Below are 17,913 nucleotides of genomic sequence, written 5' to 3'. Positions count from 1 at the left end.
AGGGTTTAATTAGAAAAAGCATTATGTTTACAGATAAAATCAGTAACAAGAATAGTACAGCCAGGTCTCCTGAAACAGATCATTCTCCATATTTGGATAAATTTTTGTTGTGGAGTTCCAATAAGACGCACACTAAAGAATACATGGAAATCAAAAACGGGCACAAAAAAAGTATATTAATTGTAGATGACGAACTTAGTATTCTGAAGCTGTTGAGCTTTATATTAGCCGCAGATTATGATTTAATCATCAAGAAAAGTGGAATAGAGGCGATTGCCTGGTTGGAAGAAGGAAATGATCCTGATTTGATTATATCTGATTTGATGATGCCTTATTTTGATGGAAGTTCATTGATTAGAAACCTAAAAATCAGCGGATTTTATAGAAATACTCCGGTTATTTTATTATCGGGAGCAGAAGATCTTGCTGAAAAAGTAAAAAACATGCCGTTTAAGATAGACAGTTATATGGAAAAACCATTTAATCCGGCTACCTTAAAATCTCAAATTGCTCAACTCATCACATAATGAACACGTCTACAATTAATCGTCCTCAAATAAATGCTAAAATTGTGCATTTTGGAAAACTTCTCAAAAGTGTCATCTCTGAGGAGTTTGATGCCAATGTGGAGCAAATGGACGATCCTGAGGATTTTAAGCGGTACCTGGATCAACAATCTTTGTTGACTTTACCTGATATTATCTTAATTGAAGTGGACGACAATAAGAATTGTTTCGACCAAATCAGAGAAATTAAGAAAAATCCATTGCTGCAGGGATTGATTATTGTCTTGCTTGGAATCAAAGAAGATAAGAACTGGAGAAGGCAAGCATTGGATCTAAAAGTGAATGATTATTATACTTATCCATTTCCTTTAGAAGATTTTTGTGAAAGACTTAATTTTTTAGTTAAATTTAAGCTAATCAAACCTAAATTAATGGAACTCGCTCAACAGGTAGAAGTAGAATACCAAACACCTTTCGCAAAACGAGCGTTTGATGTGGTTGCCTCTGGTATTGCCCTATTGTTACTATTCCCCTTATTTATTGTGGTCGCAATCTTAGTTCGCCTGGAATCTAAAGGCCCGGTTATTTACAAAAGTAAACGGGTAGGTGCCGGGTATCGTATCTTCGACTTTTATAAATTCCGCTCGATGAGAAGCGATGCAGATAAAATGCTTGACTCTATTGCTGATCTCAATCAATACGCGAATGAGTCTGATAAAAAGAATAGCAAAGCTGCCTTCGTGAAATTTAAGGATGATCCAAGAATCACCAAACTTGGGGCATTCCTAAGGAAAACAAGTATTGATGAGCTTCCACAGTTGATCAATGTTTTCATCGGGGATATGTCGCTGGTAGGTAATCGTCCACTGCCTTTATATGAAGCAGAACAATTAACCACTAATGAATGGTCTACTCGGTTTCTGGGGCCTGCAGGTTTAACCGGCCTATGGCAAATTAGTAAAAGAGGGAAGAAAGATATGTCTGAAACGGAGCGTAAAGAGCTGGACAATTATTATGCTGACAATTACTCTATCCTACTAGACCTTAAAATTATATTAAAAACAATACCTGCGCTGATTCAAAAGGAAGAAGTGTAGTCCCAGATAATGATTAATTGAATATAAAATATAAACGCTTAAACAATCTCTTTTAACCTTAACCAAATCATGAAAAATCTATTTAAACTCGCATTAATTTTATTAATGTTTATAGGATTAGATACTTACGCCCAGGAATCAATTATTGGCGAAATTAAATACACTGATTTAGAGAAGTATATTTCCTTAGCTAAGCAGAATTATCCTCGAAGAAAGGCCTTAAATGAAACAGTAACTAAAGCAAAAGCTGAATTGCCAATCACTGCACTTTCTTATCTGGATATCTTCAATGGCTCTTATTTCTATAGACCTCAGCAAAAAACGGTAATAGATCCTGTAAATCCATATAACGTTAACGGATTCCAGTTTGGAATAAACCTGAACCTTGGTGCTTTTCTTCAAAAACCTTTTACTGCAAAAAAAGCAAAATCTGATTTGAAGATTGCACAATATCAAGCTGATGAATATGAACTTGCATTAGCTGTAGAAGTAAAAAGAAGATATTATGCGTATATTCAACAAATTAGCCAGTTGAAAATTAATACCCAAAGTGTTCAGGACAATAAGAATGTTGCGGATAATCAATTGTATAAATTTGAAAAAGGAGAGATTACTTTAGATACTTATAATCAGTCAAGAATTAACCTGACTAATGCAAGCACAGCGAAAATTCAATCTGAAGTTAATTTGCTGATGGCTAAAGATTCATTGGAAGAAATTATTGGTGTCAAACTTTCCGAAGTTAAATAGATAAATATTTTACAGCCTGATAATGGATATTAAAGCATTTTTAAAAGTTCTCAATAGATACAAATGGTTACTGATTCTGGTTCCGATTACGGCAGCAGTGATTACTTTCTTTTTGGTAAAGAACCTACCCAAGGAATATAGTTCTGAAGCGCAGATTGCAACTGGATTAGTAGATCAGTCTAAACAGGTTGTTGCTGTAGGAAATCAGAATGCTGATTTCTTTAAAATCAATCAGCAGTTTTCCAATATTATTGAAAGAATGAAAATGAGAAAGATTATGAGTATTCTTTCTTATCACTTGATTATTCATGATTTGGAAGACCCTAAGGATTCTTTTAAACCTTATAGCCCTAAGGTTGATTCTCTGAACCAAACGCAACGTCAGGAAGTGGTACAACTCTTCAAAGAAAAGTTGTCGAATAAAAGCGTGATCACACTTGCAGACAATAAAGGGAAGTACAAGTTGTATGATATCCTGGGCTCAATGGGCTATAGCAAGGAAGATATTGAGAAAAAACTATCCATTTACAGACCTGATAATAGTGATTTCATCAACATTTCTTACGTTTCTGACAATCCTAAGCTTTCTGCTTTTGTAGTGAATACCCTGGCCGTAGAATTCATTAAGAATTATGGCCAGGACGTTAATGTCAATCAAAATAACTCCATTGAACTGCTGGATTCTTTATTGAAGAAAAAAGAAGGATCGATGAATGAAAAGAATGCGGCATTAAAGGATTTCAAGATGAAAAATGGGGTGCTTAACCTCGACAAACAATCTGAAATTGTTTACACCCAAATCTCTCAGAATGAAGAGCGTAAAGCGCAAGCCATTAGAGATATTCAAGCCAATCAAAGGGCCATAGCAGATATTGATGCCAAATTGAGCGGTAGGAGTGGTGATGCTTTCTCACAAGGGAGTACCACGGTAGACAATAAGGCTATAGTTAACCTTAAAAACCAATTGAAAGCAGCAAATGACGCTTATATTGATGGTAACTTTAAAGTAAGCGATAAAAAAAGAATAGACTCTCTTACGAAGCTGATTGATCGTTTAAGTACCAGAATTTCTGATGATGATGTGACCAATCCAATTGCTTCTAAACAAGCGCTGATTCAACAAAAACAAGCCCTGGAAACTCAGGTGAGTATTGCAAAAGGTAGTATTCAGTCGATAGACAATGAATTGGCCATGCTTAAGGCAAAATACAATACGATGGTTCCATTTGATGCTGGAATTCAGAATTATGAACGTGATGCTGATTTGGCGACTAAGGATTACATGGCTTCCTTGGATTCTTACAATCAAACGCGTACGGAGCAAAATATCGCCCTGAAATTGCAGTTGGCTCAAGTAGGTTTGGAAGGACCTCCTTTACCTTCAAAAGGGATCATGTACATTGCTTTGGCAGGTATATCCAGCTTTTTCCTTTGCTTTGTTGCAGTGCTGATCATTTTCCTATTAGACAATACCATTCATGATTCAAGACAGTTGGAAGCAGCTACAAAGTCAAAAGTACTGGGTAGTTTAAACTACATGCATGATGCTGATCTAAGCATGAGGAATATCTGGAACGACAATAAAAACAATCCTGAATATACCGCATATAGAGATTTGTTGCGATCCTTGCGATTCGAGATTTCTAATGCCTTTGATAGAGATAATACCAAGATCTTAGGAGTAACGAGTTTAAATGATGGCGAAGGCAAATCTTTTATTGCAAGTAGCCTGGCTTATTCTTTCGCCATGATCGGTAAAAAGGTATTATTGATTGGTGGGGAAACAGAAGTTGTAAAATCAAATTCTAAGGAACTGTCCTTAAGTCAGGATTTTGAAACTTTCCTGGTGAAAAGACAAATTCAAACAGAAGATTTAATTACTGTTTTGAATAAAAACGACAACAATACTTCTCTTCTGGAAATGCAGAATGCTAATAATTTGCGTGCTGGATTTGAGGTGCTCAGAGAAGAGTTTGATGTGATTATTATTGATGTGAATAGCCTGCGTGATATTAATATTGCTAAGGAATGGTTACTGTTTACAGAAAATAACATAGCGATATTTGAATCGGGAAGGTCAATTGAAGATAGAGATAAAGAGCTGATTGACTATATTAAGGAACGGCCAGGTTTTGTAGGTTGGGTACTAAATAAGATTCAACTGAAGAAAATTAAATAGCGTTTAAATCGTATGGCCTAAATTAAAAATTAGGCCATACGAATAAAGAAAATTATAAAGATCACAATGATCCGATTTCTATCATCCCTATCACAAACGTGGCGGACAGTGATTATTTCTATTCTAGGGTTGCTACTGGCGGTTATCGTGAGTGTGTTAACCTTTGCATCCCCTATAGCCCCAATGATCTTAATTGTCGGGGCATTGGCCGTTGTATACATCATTTTTTTATTTCAAGACCCGGCTATCGGGCTGACTGCCTTAACCGTCTATTGTTTCTTGTTTGGAATATTGGCAAGGGAGGTTGGTGGGCTTGCTTACGGGATAGGAATTGAGCTATTTTTATTGCTGATCTGGATCGCAGTCATTATCCTCAACAAGCGTTATGATTGGAAGATACTCAATAATACGCTGACGAAGCTGATGCTGGCCTGGTTTATCATTAGTGTCGTAGAGATTATTAACCCAGCGGGAGCAAGTGTGAGGGGTTGGCTTCAGGAGATCAGGAGTACAGGTCTTTTTCCAATTCTAGTGATCCCTTTGGTTTTTCTGTTGTACAATTCTAAACAGAAACTGAACCTGTTTCTTATTTTAGTGCTGTCTTTGTCCTTACTCGCTACAATAAATGGCCTTAAGCAGCAATTTATTGGGCTTTCAGCAGGAGAAGAGCAATTTCTAAAAGATGGTGGGGAGATTACCCACGTACTTTGGGGTAGGCTTCGGGTGTTTTCATTTTACAGTGATGCCGGACAATTTGGTGCTTCTCAAGCCTCATTTGCTTTGTTGGCGATGGTATTGGCTGTAGGTCCTTATAAATGGTGGAAGCGTCTGATATTACTCATTATAGCTGGTTTGTCTTTCTATGGGATGTTAATCTCCGGAACCAGAGGTGCACTTTTTGCCTTGGTAGTAGGTGCTTTTTTCGCCATCTTCTTAACAAAAAACATAAAAGTATTGATCATCGGTGGAACACTAGCCCTAATGGCCTTGTTCTTTCTAAAATATACTTACATTGGTAATGGCAATTACCAGATCTACCGCCTTCGTACGGCTTTAGATCCCCAGGAGGCTTCGCTGAATGTTCGTTTTAACAATCAGAAGATCATTGGTCAGTACCTGGAATCCCGCCCATTTGGCGGTGGATTAGGGGTGATTGGAACCTGGGGAAAGGAATACAACAAAGATAAGTTCCTTTCTACAGTAGAACCGGATAGTTATTGGGTGAAGCTTTGGGCCATGTATGGCATTGTCGGCTTTACGGTCTGGTTCTGTATGATCCTATATATTTTTGGAAAGTGTTGCGGAATTATATGGAAGATACGAAATGAAGGCTTAAGGTATAAAGCGATTGCGATGATGTCCACTTGCGCAGGGATTTTCTTCTGTAGCTATGGAAACGAAGTAATGAACTCACAGCCTTCTTCATTGGTGGTCTCCGTTTTCCTTGCTTTTATTTTCCTATGTCCAAATTTTGACGATAAACCAGAAAGCTAATGCCATTTGAAATTTTTCTAATTCCGGGTCTCATCTGCTTTGCAATTGCTTTTTTCCAAGAAATTAAAAAGAAAAAGTAGTGACGGATAAAACACGTATAGATTTTAATTAGTATGTCCTTAGTCAATAAAATTAAACAAAATCCTAAGCTGAAAAAGATCGCACATCGCTTGTTGATCCCCGCCAATGACCATAGACCAAGGTTGTGGGTGAGGCTATTTCTCAACCCCTTTAAACATAAAAGAGGCAAAGGAAGTATTGTCAGATTTAACAGTAGGATGGACGTTTTTCCTTTCAATAATTTTGAATTGGGAGAAAGGTCTGTCATTGAGGATTTTGTGACCATTAATAATGGTGTTGGTGATGTGGTCATCGGTGCACATACCATGATCGGGATCGGAAGTGTGATTATTGGCCCGGTAAATATTGGGAAGCATGTGATGTTGGCTCAGAATATTGTGGTTTCTGGATTAAATCATGGCTATGAGGATGTAACGACCCCACCAAGCTTACAAAAGGAAATAAGGAAACAAATTACCATTTCTGATTCGGTATGGATCGGGGCTAATTGTGTGATCACCGCTGGGGTAACCATTGGGAAACACTCCGTTATTGGAGCTGGTAGTGTGGTCACGAAGGATGTTCCGGAGTTTTGTGTGGCGGTTGGAAATCCAGCCAGAGTAATAAAAAAATACGATGCCAAGGATAAGGTATGGCATAGCGTAAAAAATAATTAGCAAATGATCAGTAGAGATATCATCATTATAGGCCAGCAGGCATGGGATACAGATATAGGTAGTAATTGTAAAAACATTGCACTGGAGCTCTCTAAAAATAATAGGGTGCTCTACGTGAATTCTCCCCTGGATCGGATTACACTGTATAAAAAACGAGCAGAACCAAAAGTTCAGCAACGTATTGCGGTGATTAAGGGCAAGCAGTCTGGTTTGGTAAAGATTCAGGAGAATTTATGGAACTTTTATCCGGATTGTCTGGTGGAATCTATCAATTGGATCAAGAATGAACACTTGTTTAATTACCTGAATAAACGCAATAATATCAAATTCGCGGAGTCGATTGCAAAAGGTATTAAAGCCCTTGATTTTAAAGATTATTTGCTGTTCAACGACAATGAAATCTTTAAAGGGTTCTATTTAAATAAATTATTGAAGCCATTCCTGAGTATCTATTATTCGAGAGATTACATGCTTGCAGTTGATTATTGGAAAAGACATGGGGAACGTTTAGAGCCACTACTCATTGCCAGCAATGATATCTGTATGGCAAATTCGGTTTATTTGGCTGACTATTGCAAGCAGTACAATGAAAATTCTTATGATATTGGTCAGGGCTGTGACCTGGAGATTTTCAAAGAAGACCTTGCAGCGGAAAAACCGTTGGAGTTAAGGGCGATCAATACCCCAATCATTGGTTATGTAGGTGCCTTGCAGAGCATCCGACTGGATATCGAATTGATTACCTTTATTGCCAGAAAACGGAAAGACTGGACAATTGTTCTGGTTGGGCCAGAAGATGATCAGTTTAAAAATAGTGAGTTGCATCAACTTCCAAATGTGGTATTCACTGGGATTAAGCCAATGGAGTCTCTGCCTTTATATATGCAATATTTTGATGTGTGCATCAATCCGCAATTGGTGAACCAGGTTACTATTGGAAATTATCCCCGTAAAGTAGATGAATACCTGGCGATGGGTAAGCCAACTGTAGCTACGGAAACACGTGCGATGGAAATTTTTAAAGACCACGTATACCTTGCGCAATCTAAAGAGGATTATATCACACACATTGAAAAAGCTTTGACAACTGATACACCAGCTTTGCAAGAGGAGCGGAAATCTTTTGCCGCCAGCCATAGTTGGGAAAATTGCATCCTTAAAATGAACCAGGCCATTCAATTGACTATTGATAAAAAATAAAACCAGCACATGAACTTATTTTATACTCTTCTCGTAGTGTTACAGGTCTTATTTGGACTTCATTTTTTTATGCCACTGATTTTATCGATAGCCGGTCAATTTAGGAAGCCCAATCGGCTGTCTGCTCCTCCGGTGGAGGCAGATTATGCGGTAATCGTGACTGCTTATCAGCAGGTGAACCTCATCCCTATGGTGGTAGATTCTATTCTTAAAGCTGATTATTCAAACTATATCATTTATGTGGTTGCTGACAATTGCGATGTTAGTGAATTGCACTTTGAAGACCCAAAGGTAGTTGTCTTGAGACCAGCGGAAGTACTGGCCAGCAATACTAAATCGCATTTTTATGCCATAAATAACTTTAAGCGTAATCATGAGCGACTGACCATTATAGATAGTGATAATTTAGTCCATCCAGCTTATTTCAATGCCTTAAATGTGGTGTTCGATCAGGGCTATGAGGCAGTTCAAGGTGTTCGTGCGGCTAAGAACCTGGATTCAACATACGCTTGTTTGGATGAAGCAGGTGATATTTATTACCGTTTAGTAGATCGTAAGTTGATGTATGAAGCGGGATCTTCTGCAGCGCTTTCAGGATCTGGTATGGCATTTACATTAGCACTTTACCGTTCTTGTTTGGAGCATCTGGAGATCTCAGGCGCTGGTTTTGATAAGATTCTACAGTATGAGATCTTAAGCAGGGGAGAAAAGATTGCATTCGCCGAACAGGCGATTGTGTACGATGAGAAAACGGCAAAAACGGATCAGTTGGTTAATCAACGCTCCAGATGGATTAATACCTGGTTTAAATACTTGTACCTCGGTGCTAAATTGTTAATGAAATCGGTCTCCGGTTTAAACTGGAATCAATTTCTATTTAGCATCCTCTTGCTCAGACCACCGTTATTTATGTTGCTGATCGTTTCTTTCCTTTTCTTTGTGATGGACTTGTTGCTGATGCCTTTATTTGCGCTTTATTGGGTTCTTGCTGTCATCACTTTCTTTGTTTTTGTATTTAAGGCATTGTCGCACTTTAAAGCAGATGATAAGATTTATCATTCTTTAAAGAATGCGCCGAAGTTCATTTATTTTCAGTTACTGGCTTTACTGAAAGTACGCAAAGCAAATAAAATATCCGTAGCCACGGAGCATTATTATGAAGAAAAGATAAGTAAATAGAAGCTGTTTTTAATTGAAGACGAATGAAAGATAAACTCCGTATAGGCATAGAAGTACAACGTATTTTCAGAGAAAAGAAGCATGGGATGGAAGTGGTCGCACTCGAAATCATCCGTGAAATCCAAAAACTTGACCAACATAATGAATATATTCTATATGCAAGAAAAGATGTGGACGAGCAATGTCTGCAAGAAACGGCGAATTTTAAGATTAAATCTCTTCCTGCAAAATCCTATTTTACCTGGGAACAACTGACACTTCCTGCGGAGGTGAAAAAGGATAATCTTGATTTTCTACATTCTACCTGTAATACGTCTGCATTGCGTTTGTCTGTTCCCATGATGCTGACTTTACATGATATCATTTATTTGGAAAAGACGGATTTCAAAGGTACAGCTTATCAGAATTTTGGCAATTTATACAGAAGATTTGTTGTCCCGAAAATTGTAGATAAAAGTAAGTTGATCATTACGGTTTCAAATTTTGAAAGAAACGTGATTTTAAATAAGTTAGACCTGCCTAAGGATAAGGTTAAGGTGATTTATAATGCGGTGAGTCCGAAGTTCAATACTGATTATGCAGCAGAAAGGCTAGCAGAATTCAGAAAAGCACATCAACTTCCATCGGATTTTATCCTATTTCTGGGGAATACAGCCCCTAAAAAGAATACTTTAAATGTGATTAAGGCTTATGCAGAATATAAGGCTGAGGTGCCAGATGGTTTGCCAATTGTTATTCTGGATTATGATCAAAAACTAGTCTTTGAACTACTCATGAAGATGGGTAAGCAGGAGCTGGAAAAGGATTTCATCTTTCCAGGATACATCGCTTCTGAAGAAATGCCATTATTGTACAATATCAGCAGGCTTTTTCTTTATCCTTCGCTGAGGGAAAGTTTTGGTCTTCCACTATTGGAAGCTATGGCTTGTGGTGTACCTGTAATCACTTCTAATACTTCTTCTATGCCGGAAGTTGCTGGAGATGCTGCTCTATTTGTTGATCCCTTGGATTATCACCAGATAAAGGATAAAATAATCAAGATCTTAAACGACGCAACATTGGAAGCGCAATTGAAAGAAAAAGGCCTGAAAAGAGCTGCTGAATTTACCTGGAAGTCTGCCGCAATGCAATTGCTGGACTTGTACAAGAATTTTCATCATTTATCATCAAAAGGATAAGCGCATATGCCAATCAGACCCTTGATAATTCCTGCTTATCTGGAAGCACAACAATATGATGCCAAATGGTTCCTTGAGCATATCGCAGAAATCCGGGAGGGGATTCAGCGCCTTCAGTCAGATCAACCTGCGGTAACTGTGAGCATTCCTGCTTATAATGAGGAAGCTTCGATTTTGAAAACACTCTGGTCTTTGTCCAGAACAATTACCAACCAAAAAGTAGAAATACTGGTGGTGAACAACAATTCCAGTGATCGTACCCAAGAGCTGATTGAGCTCAGTGGAGCCAACTGGTTGATAGAAAAAAAACAAGGCGTTACGCATGCCAGAAATTCTGGCTTGCAGGCAGCTAAAGGAAAGATCATACTCAATGCAGATGCCGATTCATTTTATAGTCCATATTGGGTAGATTTATTGTCATTGCCTTTAAAAGACGAGACGATTGCCTGTACGTATGGTCGCTTTGCTTTCCTTTCCGAAAAGCCTGCTAACCGCTTGCCTTATTTTCTATATGAGACGCTTGGAGATGTCTTTAAAGCAGTGAAAAGAAGAAGTAATGACGAAGCAATGTATGTGTATGGCTGTAGTTCCGGATATCGGAAGGAGCAAGGGCTTTCAGTGGATGGGTATCATCATCCACCAGATACCAATGAGGATGGATACCTCGCACTTAAGTTAAGAACCAAATTTGGAAAACTTCATAAGGTAACAGAGAACCGTGCATTGGTGTGGACCTCTGATAGAAGGTTAATGGAACAAGGGGGATTGTTTAAAGCTTTCTTATCCAGAGTTAGGTTTTAATCATTTGAATTACAGCGTTTAAGTTAAGTTTATGTTGTTTTTCTTCTTTTTGTTAACGATTTGTTTTTTAGGTAGTTGACTGCTTTGGAACATGATTAGGCCTGAATGGTCGTGTAATTTGGATTATGTGGGGAATTGCATAGTCTTGTGAGATATTGAAATATTGTGGAACATATTCCTCATTATTAGCTTTTTGTAAATAATTTAACCTATGGGTTACTATACGAAAGCCAGTTTGTGCTTTTTAATGGTCGCTTTGTAATATTAATGTCACAAAGCACTTTATTTTAATTCCAAAAAAGTGTTGATAAACGAGGAAATTATTCCCCAACATAATAATTTGGCGGTTTTTGTTGAAAACGTCAATTTGACTGCCGAACAGGTGGCTGCTTTTATTTGTAGATTATTTGTTACAATTGTTTCGGTTGTTCAATGTATTAGTAAAAATTAAGTTATGGTAAACGCCCTTAGAGTGAATTTAGCATTGTGTGTATTAGTTGTTTTTTGTGCGTGTAAAAAGAATCCAAATATAGGGACAGACATTACAAAGCCTGAAACTGAGATTCCGGTTATACCGACGCCTCCAAAAGATTCTGTAGAAATTCCCGGAAATTCAAAAGTAATTGAAGTCGGGACGGGTTCAGGAAATCTATCCATTGACGGTAAGACATTAGGTATTACTGGTAATACGGTGATTAAGATTAAAGGTGGTTCTTATAGTGACATCCAGATCGCTAACATCGTTCTTGCAAATGGAACAGCATTTGTTTTAAATGACGGACTCGTTGAAATCGTTGGAAACAGACAAATGACTTTGTCTAATTTGAAAAATGTAACGATTTCTGGCAATGGAACCCCTGGAATTGATAAAGGCTTTGTTTTTAGAGACAAGAGTTCTGACGCAGCATCGATCCAGCTTAAAAATGACATCAATGATTTTACGCTAAAATATGTTTCATTCTCTAACGTAAACACCTATAACGCGATTCAATATAACTCCGAAAAAGTTTATAATGGTTCTGAAAGTTCTTACAGTAAAAACCTGAAATTCCTGTATATAGATGCGGTCAACACCGGTACTTTAATTAGGTTTAGAGGATCCGTTGAAAACGGTACCATCACTGGTCTTGTGAAAAATGTGGAAGTTGCTTACCTAAACTTTAGGGATTCAAGAGCTGTAGGAAGTGTGGTTGCATTGGAAAATGCAGAAGCCTACGACCTTCATAATAATACGGTGCAAGACATCAATCAGAGTAATGATAACCACAATGGGATCTTTTATGTGCAAGGAAATGGTAAGTTTTATAACAACCTGATCAAGAATCATCAAGGAAATGCAATCAGAGCCTGGGCTTATAGTATTGGTACTACACCTCAGGAAGTGTTGATCTTTAATAATATTGTGATCAACTCCAGAATGTACAGCGGATTTGAATTGCAGGCCTTCGAAAGAAATATGTTGCCAGGTAAGACTACTTTTGTAAATGCAAAAGTGTTTAACAATACGTGTGGAAACCTATTGCCTAAAGAACAATTCCCGGCGCAGATATTAGACCTTTATGGTTTGCAAGGTGGTAAAACAGATATCTTCAACAATTTAGGGTATAAGTTTACTCTAGTGGGGCAAAATAACACCAACTTCATTTATAATGATATGGGACCTACTCCGCCAAATGCTTTTAATAATAAATATTTCAAGACTGCTGCTGAAGCAGGAATTGTTGATGAGAATAAATTGATGCTTGGCGCCAACTCAGCAGCAAAAAATGCAGGAGCAGCACTAACGAGTCAGAATTTACAGATTTCTGCTACACCAGCGATCAGTTTCGATATTTACAATACACCAAGGTCTTTATCAAAACCATCAATAGGTGCAGTTGAGTAAATAATGTCAGTGTAAATATCACTTTAATGACAAGAGAAAATCCCCTTAATCAAGATATTGGTTAAGGGGATTTTTTATGAACTTGTTTTCTCCCTTTTTGGTCTGTTTATTGTGTAAAGGGGCATAGCTGATCCTTGGGTAACTTATGGTTTTTACCCGGGTTTTGTAGCCATTTAAGTATTTGTTCGGTTAAAGTTGATTATTTTTATATCTTTCCCTATCATTTGCTTATTTCAAATCTGACAACCTGTTATACATGCTCGAACGCCTAAAAAAACTGCTCTCCATCTTTAAAAATATGCATTTTCAATCTTTGCTCGGAAATGCAGTGATGGCAGGTTTTGGAATGATCACTTTGGCGCTTTTATATCGTGGACTTTCGGTAACCGATCTGGGTATTTATATTTTCTTCCTGGCCGCAATAGGACTTATTGATACCTTAAGAGCAGGATTTCTGACGATTACCTTCGTTAAATTTTATAGTGGGACAGAAAAGGAAAGGGCAGAAGTGGTTGCCGGTTCCGCATGGGTCATCGCATTATTAATCACTTTGTTGCTGGTGCTGCTTAATATCCCCGCTTATTTTATTGCAGATCATGTAAGTAATGAAGGTTTGGCTGTATTTCTCCGTTATTTTGCGCTGATTTCTGTCATCACCTTGCCTTCTTTTATGGCAAATTGTGTGGTGCAGGCCGACAAGCGTTTTGACCGTTTATTGTGGCTTAGAGTCATGACTCAGGGTAGTTTTACCCTGATTGTCTTTATCCTTTTTATCTTAGAAAAATTAAGCCTGGATTCGGTGCTATTGGGTTATTGTATTTCTTTTTTCGTTTCAGGGATTCTTGTCCTGATTTTGAAATGGACAATGATCAGATCTGTGGTTAACGCAGAACGGCCAACGGTTCTTGAATTGTTCCATTTTGGGAAGTATAGCATGGGCACCAACATCGGCTCCAATCTGTTTAATGTAACCAATACCTTTATCATCAATTTCTTTATTGGTCCTGCGGCGCTGGCCATGTACAACCTTGGCGGAAAGTTAATTCAGCTGATCGAAATTCCACTTTCTAGCTTTGCCGCTAGTGGAATGCCTATACTTTCTCTGCATTACAACAGAAATGAGAAGGAAGAAATGATGTATACCTTAAAAAAACTCATTGGGATGCTCACCATTGCCTTGGTGCCAATAGTGCTGTTTGCCTTGATCTTCGCCGAACCCATCATTAGTCTAATTGCAGGGAAAGGGTATGTTAACAATGAAGCACCCAACCTCTTCCGCATGTTTATGGTGATCGCCTTGCTGTATCCCGCAGATCGTTTCTTTGCATTGGCACTCGATGTGATTCATCAGCCTAAAGTGAATTTCTATAAAATTATCGTGATGTTGATTGTGAATGTGATCGCCGTTTTTATCGGAATGTCTATTTATCATTCAATTTATACCATCGCCATAGCTTCCGTATTCCCTACGGTAATCGCCATCCTCATGACCTATTACCCTTTATATAAATATGCTAAATTTAGTTTTTGGGGGATTTTTGTGATTGGCTATAAAGAAATAGTTGTATTTTTAAAACAACTTAAACGTTCATTTTTAACCAGAGGTTAGTGGTATTTCAATTCAAATATCAGATAATATATATAACATAATAATGAGTAAGAAGATCTCTATAATATTAGCTTGTGACAATCATTATGTGGTTTTACTGGCCGCACTATTGAAATCAATTGAAATGAACCACCAGACGGAAGAGTTAATTGATGTTTATTTGGTGGATGATCAGATATCTAAGCAGAATAAGCAAAAGTTAACCGCTTCTCTGACTATGGAGAAGATGAACATGATCTGGTTGAAAATGGATGAAATTATCCCGGAAGGGGTGACTTTACCATTGGTTAACAATACCTATCCTTTAAATACTTATATCAGATTGCTGATCCCTTACTTCATTCCAAAAGAAGTAAATAAGATCATCTTCCTGGATGTCGATATGATTATGCTCGATGACATCAGTAATTTATGGAAAATTGATATCGGTGATAAAGTAATTGGGGCTGTGAATGATACTGTAGGACCACAAGCGAAAACGATTGCTGAAGGGATTGAAAATTATCAGGAGTTAGGACTAGATCCAAATGAGAAATATTTTAATGCGGGAATGCAATTGATCAATATTGACAGATGGAGAGCACAGGACATTACGCAGAAGACTTTTGATGCCATCAATAACAACAAGAAATATGCAGCGTTGGGGGATCAGTATGGTTTAAATATCGCATTGGTAGGAAACTGGTATGAGATCGACAGAATGTGGAATTGTTTCTCTGTCTGCACAGACCCTCATCCTAAGTTGATTCATTATTTTCACCGTAAGCCAATTTATAAAACCTACGCCTATAATTATAAAAAGGAGTTTTTCTACTATCTGAATAAAACGAAATTTAGTGATTTCCAGCCTATTGGTGAAACGACAAGGTATTTGAAGAAAATCAATAACATGTTGGAGAAAATCAAGTTGTTTTTCAAATAGAACGTTTCTTATCGATAATTTTTTAGTTAGAACTTTTGAACAGAAGGAGTTATTTAAAACGCATTGTAGTTTTTGGTGCCGTAGGGGTGTCATCATTTTCCATTTTTAAATGGACGGAACTGACGCGAAAAGTCGATCCAGCTACCTTATGGAGTAAGAAAGACATGATCGCAGAACTTGCCGAAATTATTATTCCCGAAACGGAAACACCAGGGGCAAAGTCCGCTAATGTAGCAGATTATATTGTTAAAGTGTTGTTGAATTGTATGGACATCAAGAAACAAAACAAGTTTTGTGCCGGCCTTGATCGGGTAGAATCGTATGCTTTGGACAATTATGGAAAGCCATTTATGAACTGTACTGCTAATGAAAAACAAGCCGTTTTTGAATATATTGCCAGTCATTCCGGCTTCTCTTACCGCATTTTAAATAGAATTAACAAAAAGATTTTTGGGGAATCATTTTACCTGACACTAAGAGATCTAACTATTGAAGGGTATTGTATGTCGAAACCCGGGGCAACTCAGGGGCTGGCATATGACTACATTCCGGGCAATTTCGAAGCCTGTACCATCCTTAAACCAAACCAAAAATCCTGGGCGACCAAATAGTTATGTATAACAGCCAAAAAACTAAGGAACAAAATACTTACGATGCCATTGTCATCGGTTCAGGAATAAGTGGTGGATGGGCCGCAATGGAGCTTTGTAAAAAAGGGTTTAAAACCTTACTCCTGGAAAGGGGTAGGGATGTGAAGCATATCGCTGATTATCCCACAGCCAATCTGAATCCCTGGGATTTTAAATACGGACTCAACAATACGCTGAAAGATCAGGAAATGGATCCGGTTCAAAGTAATTCCTATAATCCTGGAACCAAACATTTTTATGTGAGTGATGCCGAACACCCTTATATACAAGATCAGCCGTTTCACTGGCTGAGAGGATATCAGGTGGGAGGCCGGTCGTTGGTTTGGGGCAGACAGTGTTATCGCATGAGTGATCTTGATTTTGAGGCTAATATCAAAGATGGGATAGCTGTGGATTGGCCGATAAGGTACAAGGATCTAGCACCATGGTATAGCCATGTGGAATCTTTTATCGGGGTAAGTGGACAGAAAGAAAATTTGCCGCATTTACCAGATGGAGAATTCTTACCCGCCATGGAGTTGAATTACATAGAAAAACACCTGGCAGATTCTTTGAAAAAAAATGAGGAAAACCGATTGCTCACGATCGCAAGAGTAGCCAATCTAACACGCGGATGGGACCATCGCGGACCTTGCCAGAACCGGAATTTGTGTGATCGTGGATGCCCTTTTGGCGGTTATTTCAGTAGCAACAGCTCTACTATTCCAGCGGCAATGGCGACAGGGAATTTAACACTTAGGCCTTTTTCTATTGTGACTGAGGTACTGTATGAGGAACAAAGTCACCGGGCAAAAGGTGTGCGAATAATCGATGCACTCAGTAACGAAGTTTATGAGTTCTATTCGAAAATCCTTTTTATCAATGCCTCAACTATCGCTACCGCAGGTTTATTGTTAAACTCGGTATCGTCCCGCTTTCCTAATGGTTTTGGTAATGATAGTGAGCAGATCGGCCATAATTTGATGGATCATCACTCTTCAGCAGGGGCTTATGGGCTCCATGACCAGTTTAAAGACTATTATTATAAAGGAAGAAGACCTTGTGGATTTCTAATTCCAAGATTTAGAAACCTCAAAGAAAATGAAGGCCTTAATTTTAAAAGAGGCTATAATATCCAGGGACATGGAGAAAGACAAGAGTGGACGGATCTTTCTCATAATTTAAATGGATTCGGAAAAGACTTCAAAAAACAATTGACCAGCCCTGGGGACTGGACAATCTGGATGGCAGGATGGGGAGAATGTTTGCCCTATTTTGAGAATCAAATTACACTAGATAATACGCAAAAGGATAAATGGGGGCAGCCATTAATCAAAATTGACTTTTCATTCAAAGACAATGAAAATAAAATGATGCAGGACATTCAGAAAACTTCTGCAGAAATGTTGGAGCATGCTGGGTTCAAAGGGGTAGAAGTTTTTAATTATAAAAAGGCTGGAGGAAGTACCGTTCATGAGATGGGAACCGCTCGTATGGGGCATGACGAGAAAACTTCTGTCTTAAATAAGTTCAATCAGATGCATAATGCTAAAAATGTTTTCATTACCGATGGAAGCGCAATGACCTCTTCAAGTTGTCAGAATCCTTCTTTAACCTATATGGCACTGACCGCTAGAGCCTGTGAATTCGCTTATCAGCAACTGAAAAAAGGGGACTTGTAAATATGGCTTACAATTTGACTATGATCAGAGCCTAACCTTTATTGAATGAACATTATACGCTTAGC

The 17,913-nt window shown here is 38.1% G+C and carries 15 protein-coding genes; all 15 read left to right on the top strand.

Annotated features, from left to right (window positions below):
• Positions 1–23: 23 nt before the first annotated feature.
• The 15 genes from GM920_RS05825 (at position 24) to GM920_RS05755 (ending at position 17,848) form a co-directional block, all read left to right on the top strand.
• The gene (locus GM920_RS05825) at positions 24–527 is read left to right on the top strand and encodes a response regulator (protein WP_235964446.1); all 504 of its coding nucleotides are present in this window, start codon (positions 24–26) and stop codon (positions 525–527) included.
• Complete coding sequence (locus tag GM920_RS05820) at positions 527–1,603, top strand: sugar transferase (RefSeq protein ID WP_202986041.1); 1,077 nt, start codon at positions 527–529, stop codon at positions 1,601–1,603. Before GM920_RS05825 ends, GM920_RS05820 begins: the two co-directional genes overlap by 1 nt.
• 69 nt (positions 1,604–1,672) lie before the next feature.
• The gene (locus tag GM920_RS05815) at positions 1,673–2,353 is read left to right on the top strand and encodes a TolC family protein (protein ID WP_182954347.1); all 681 of its coding nucleotides are present in this window, start codon (positions 1,673–1,675) and stop codon (positions 2,351–2,353) included.
• Positions 2,354–2,375: 22 nt separating this feature from the next.
• Positions 2,376–4,532, top strand: a complete 2,157-nt coding sequence (locus GM920_RS05810) for a GumC family protein (RefSeq protein WP_182954345.1) — start codon at positions 2,376–2,378, stop codon at positions 4,530–4,532.
• Between the two features lie 183 nt (positions 4,533–4,715).
• Positions 4,716–6,026, top strand: a complete 1,311-nt coding sequence (locus GM920_RS05805; RefSeq protein ID WP_235964445.1) for an O-antigen ligase family protein — start codon at positions 4,716–4,718, stop codon at positions 6,024–6,026.
• 113 nt (positions 6,027–6,139) lie between these two features.
• Complete coding sequence (locus GM920_RS05800; RefSeq protein ID WP_182954340.1) at positions 6,140–6,763, top strand: acyltransferase; 624 nt, start codon at positions 6,140–6,142, stop codon at positions 6,761–6,763.
• A 3-nt stretch (positions 6,764–6,766) separates the two neighbouring features.
• Positions 6,767–7,963 (top strand): glycosyltransferase, encoded by a 1,197-nt coding sequence (locus GM920_RS05795; protein ID WP_182954337.1) that lies wholly within the window; start codon positions 6,767–6,769, stop codon positions 7,961–7,963.
• A 9-nt stretch (positions 7,964–7,972) separates the two neighbouring features.
• Positions 7,973–9,142, top strand: a complete 1,170-nt coding sequence (locus tag GM920_RS05790) for a glycosyltransferase (protein WP_182954335.1) — start codon at positions 7,973–7,975, stop codon at positions 9,140–9,142.
• Between the two features lie 23 nt (positions 9,143–9,165).
• Complete coding sequence (locus GM920_RS05785; protein ID WP_182954333.1) at positions 9,166–10,320, top strand: glycosyltransferase family 4 protein; 1,155 nt, start codon at positions 9,166–9,168, stop codon at positions 10,318–10,320.
• 6 nt (positions 10,321–10,326) lie between these two features.
• A complete protein-coding gene (locus GM920_RS05780; protein WP_182954330.1) occupies positions 10,327–11,121 on the top strand; it encodes a glycosyltransferase in 795 nt (264 codons plus the stop codon).
• Between the two features lie 454 nt (positions 11,122–11,575).
• Positions 11,576–13,006, top strand: a complete 1,431-nt coding sequence (locus GM920_RS05775; RefSeq protein ID WP_182954328.1) for a hypothetical protein — start codon at positions 11,576–11,578, stop codon at positions 13,004–13,006.
• A gap of 256 nt (positions 13,007–13,262) precedes the next feature.
• Complete coding sequence (locus tag GM920_RS05770; RefSeq protein WP_182954326.1) at positions 13,263–14,615, top strand: lipopolysaccharide biosynthesis protein; 1,353 nt, start codon at positions 13,263–13,265, stop codon at positions 14,613–14,615.
• A 43-nt stretch (positions 14,616–14,658) separates the two neighbouring features.
• The gene (locus tag GM920_RS05765; RefSeq protein WP_182954323.1) at positions 14,659–15,537 is read left to right on the top strand and encodes a glycosyltransferase family 8 protein; all 879 of its coding nucleotides are present in this window, start codon (positions 14,659–14,661) and stop codon (positions 15,535–15,537) included.
• Positions 15,538–15,572: 35 nt separating this feature from the next.
• Complete coding sequence (locus GM920_RS05760; protein WP_182954321.1) at positions 15,573–16,148, top strand: gluconate 2-dehydrogenase subunit 3 family protein; 576 nt, start codon at positions 15,573–15,575, stop codon at positions 16,146–16,148.
• Between the two features lie 2 nt (positions 16,149–16,150).
• The gene (locus GM920_RS05755; protein ID WP_182954318.1) at positions 16,151–17,848 is read left to right on the top strand and encodes a GMC oxidoreductase; all 1,698 of its coding nucleotides are present in this window, start codon (positions 16,151–16,153) and stop codon (positions 17,846–17,848) included.
• Positions 17,849–17,913: the final 65 nt, after the last annotated feature.

This window comes from Pedobacter gandavensis (assembly GCF_014172405.1).
Lineage (GTDB): Bacteria > Bacteroidota > Bacteroidia > Sphingobacteriales > Sphingobacteriaceae > Pedobacter > Pedobacter gandavensis.
Note: the sequence above shows the minus strand (reverse complement) of the source record. Positions and strands in the feature narration are given on the sequence as shown.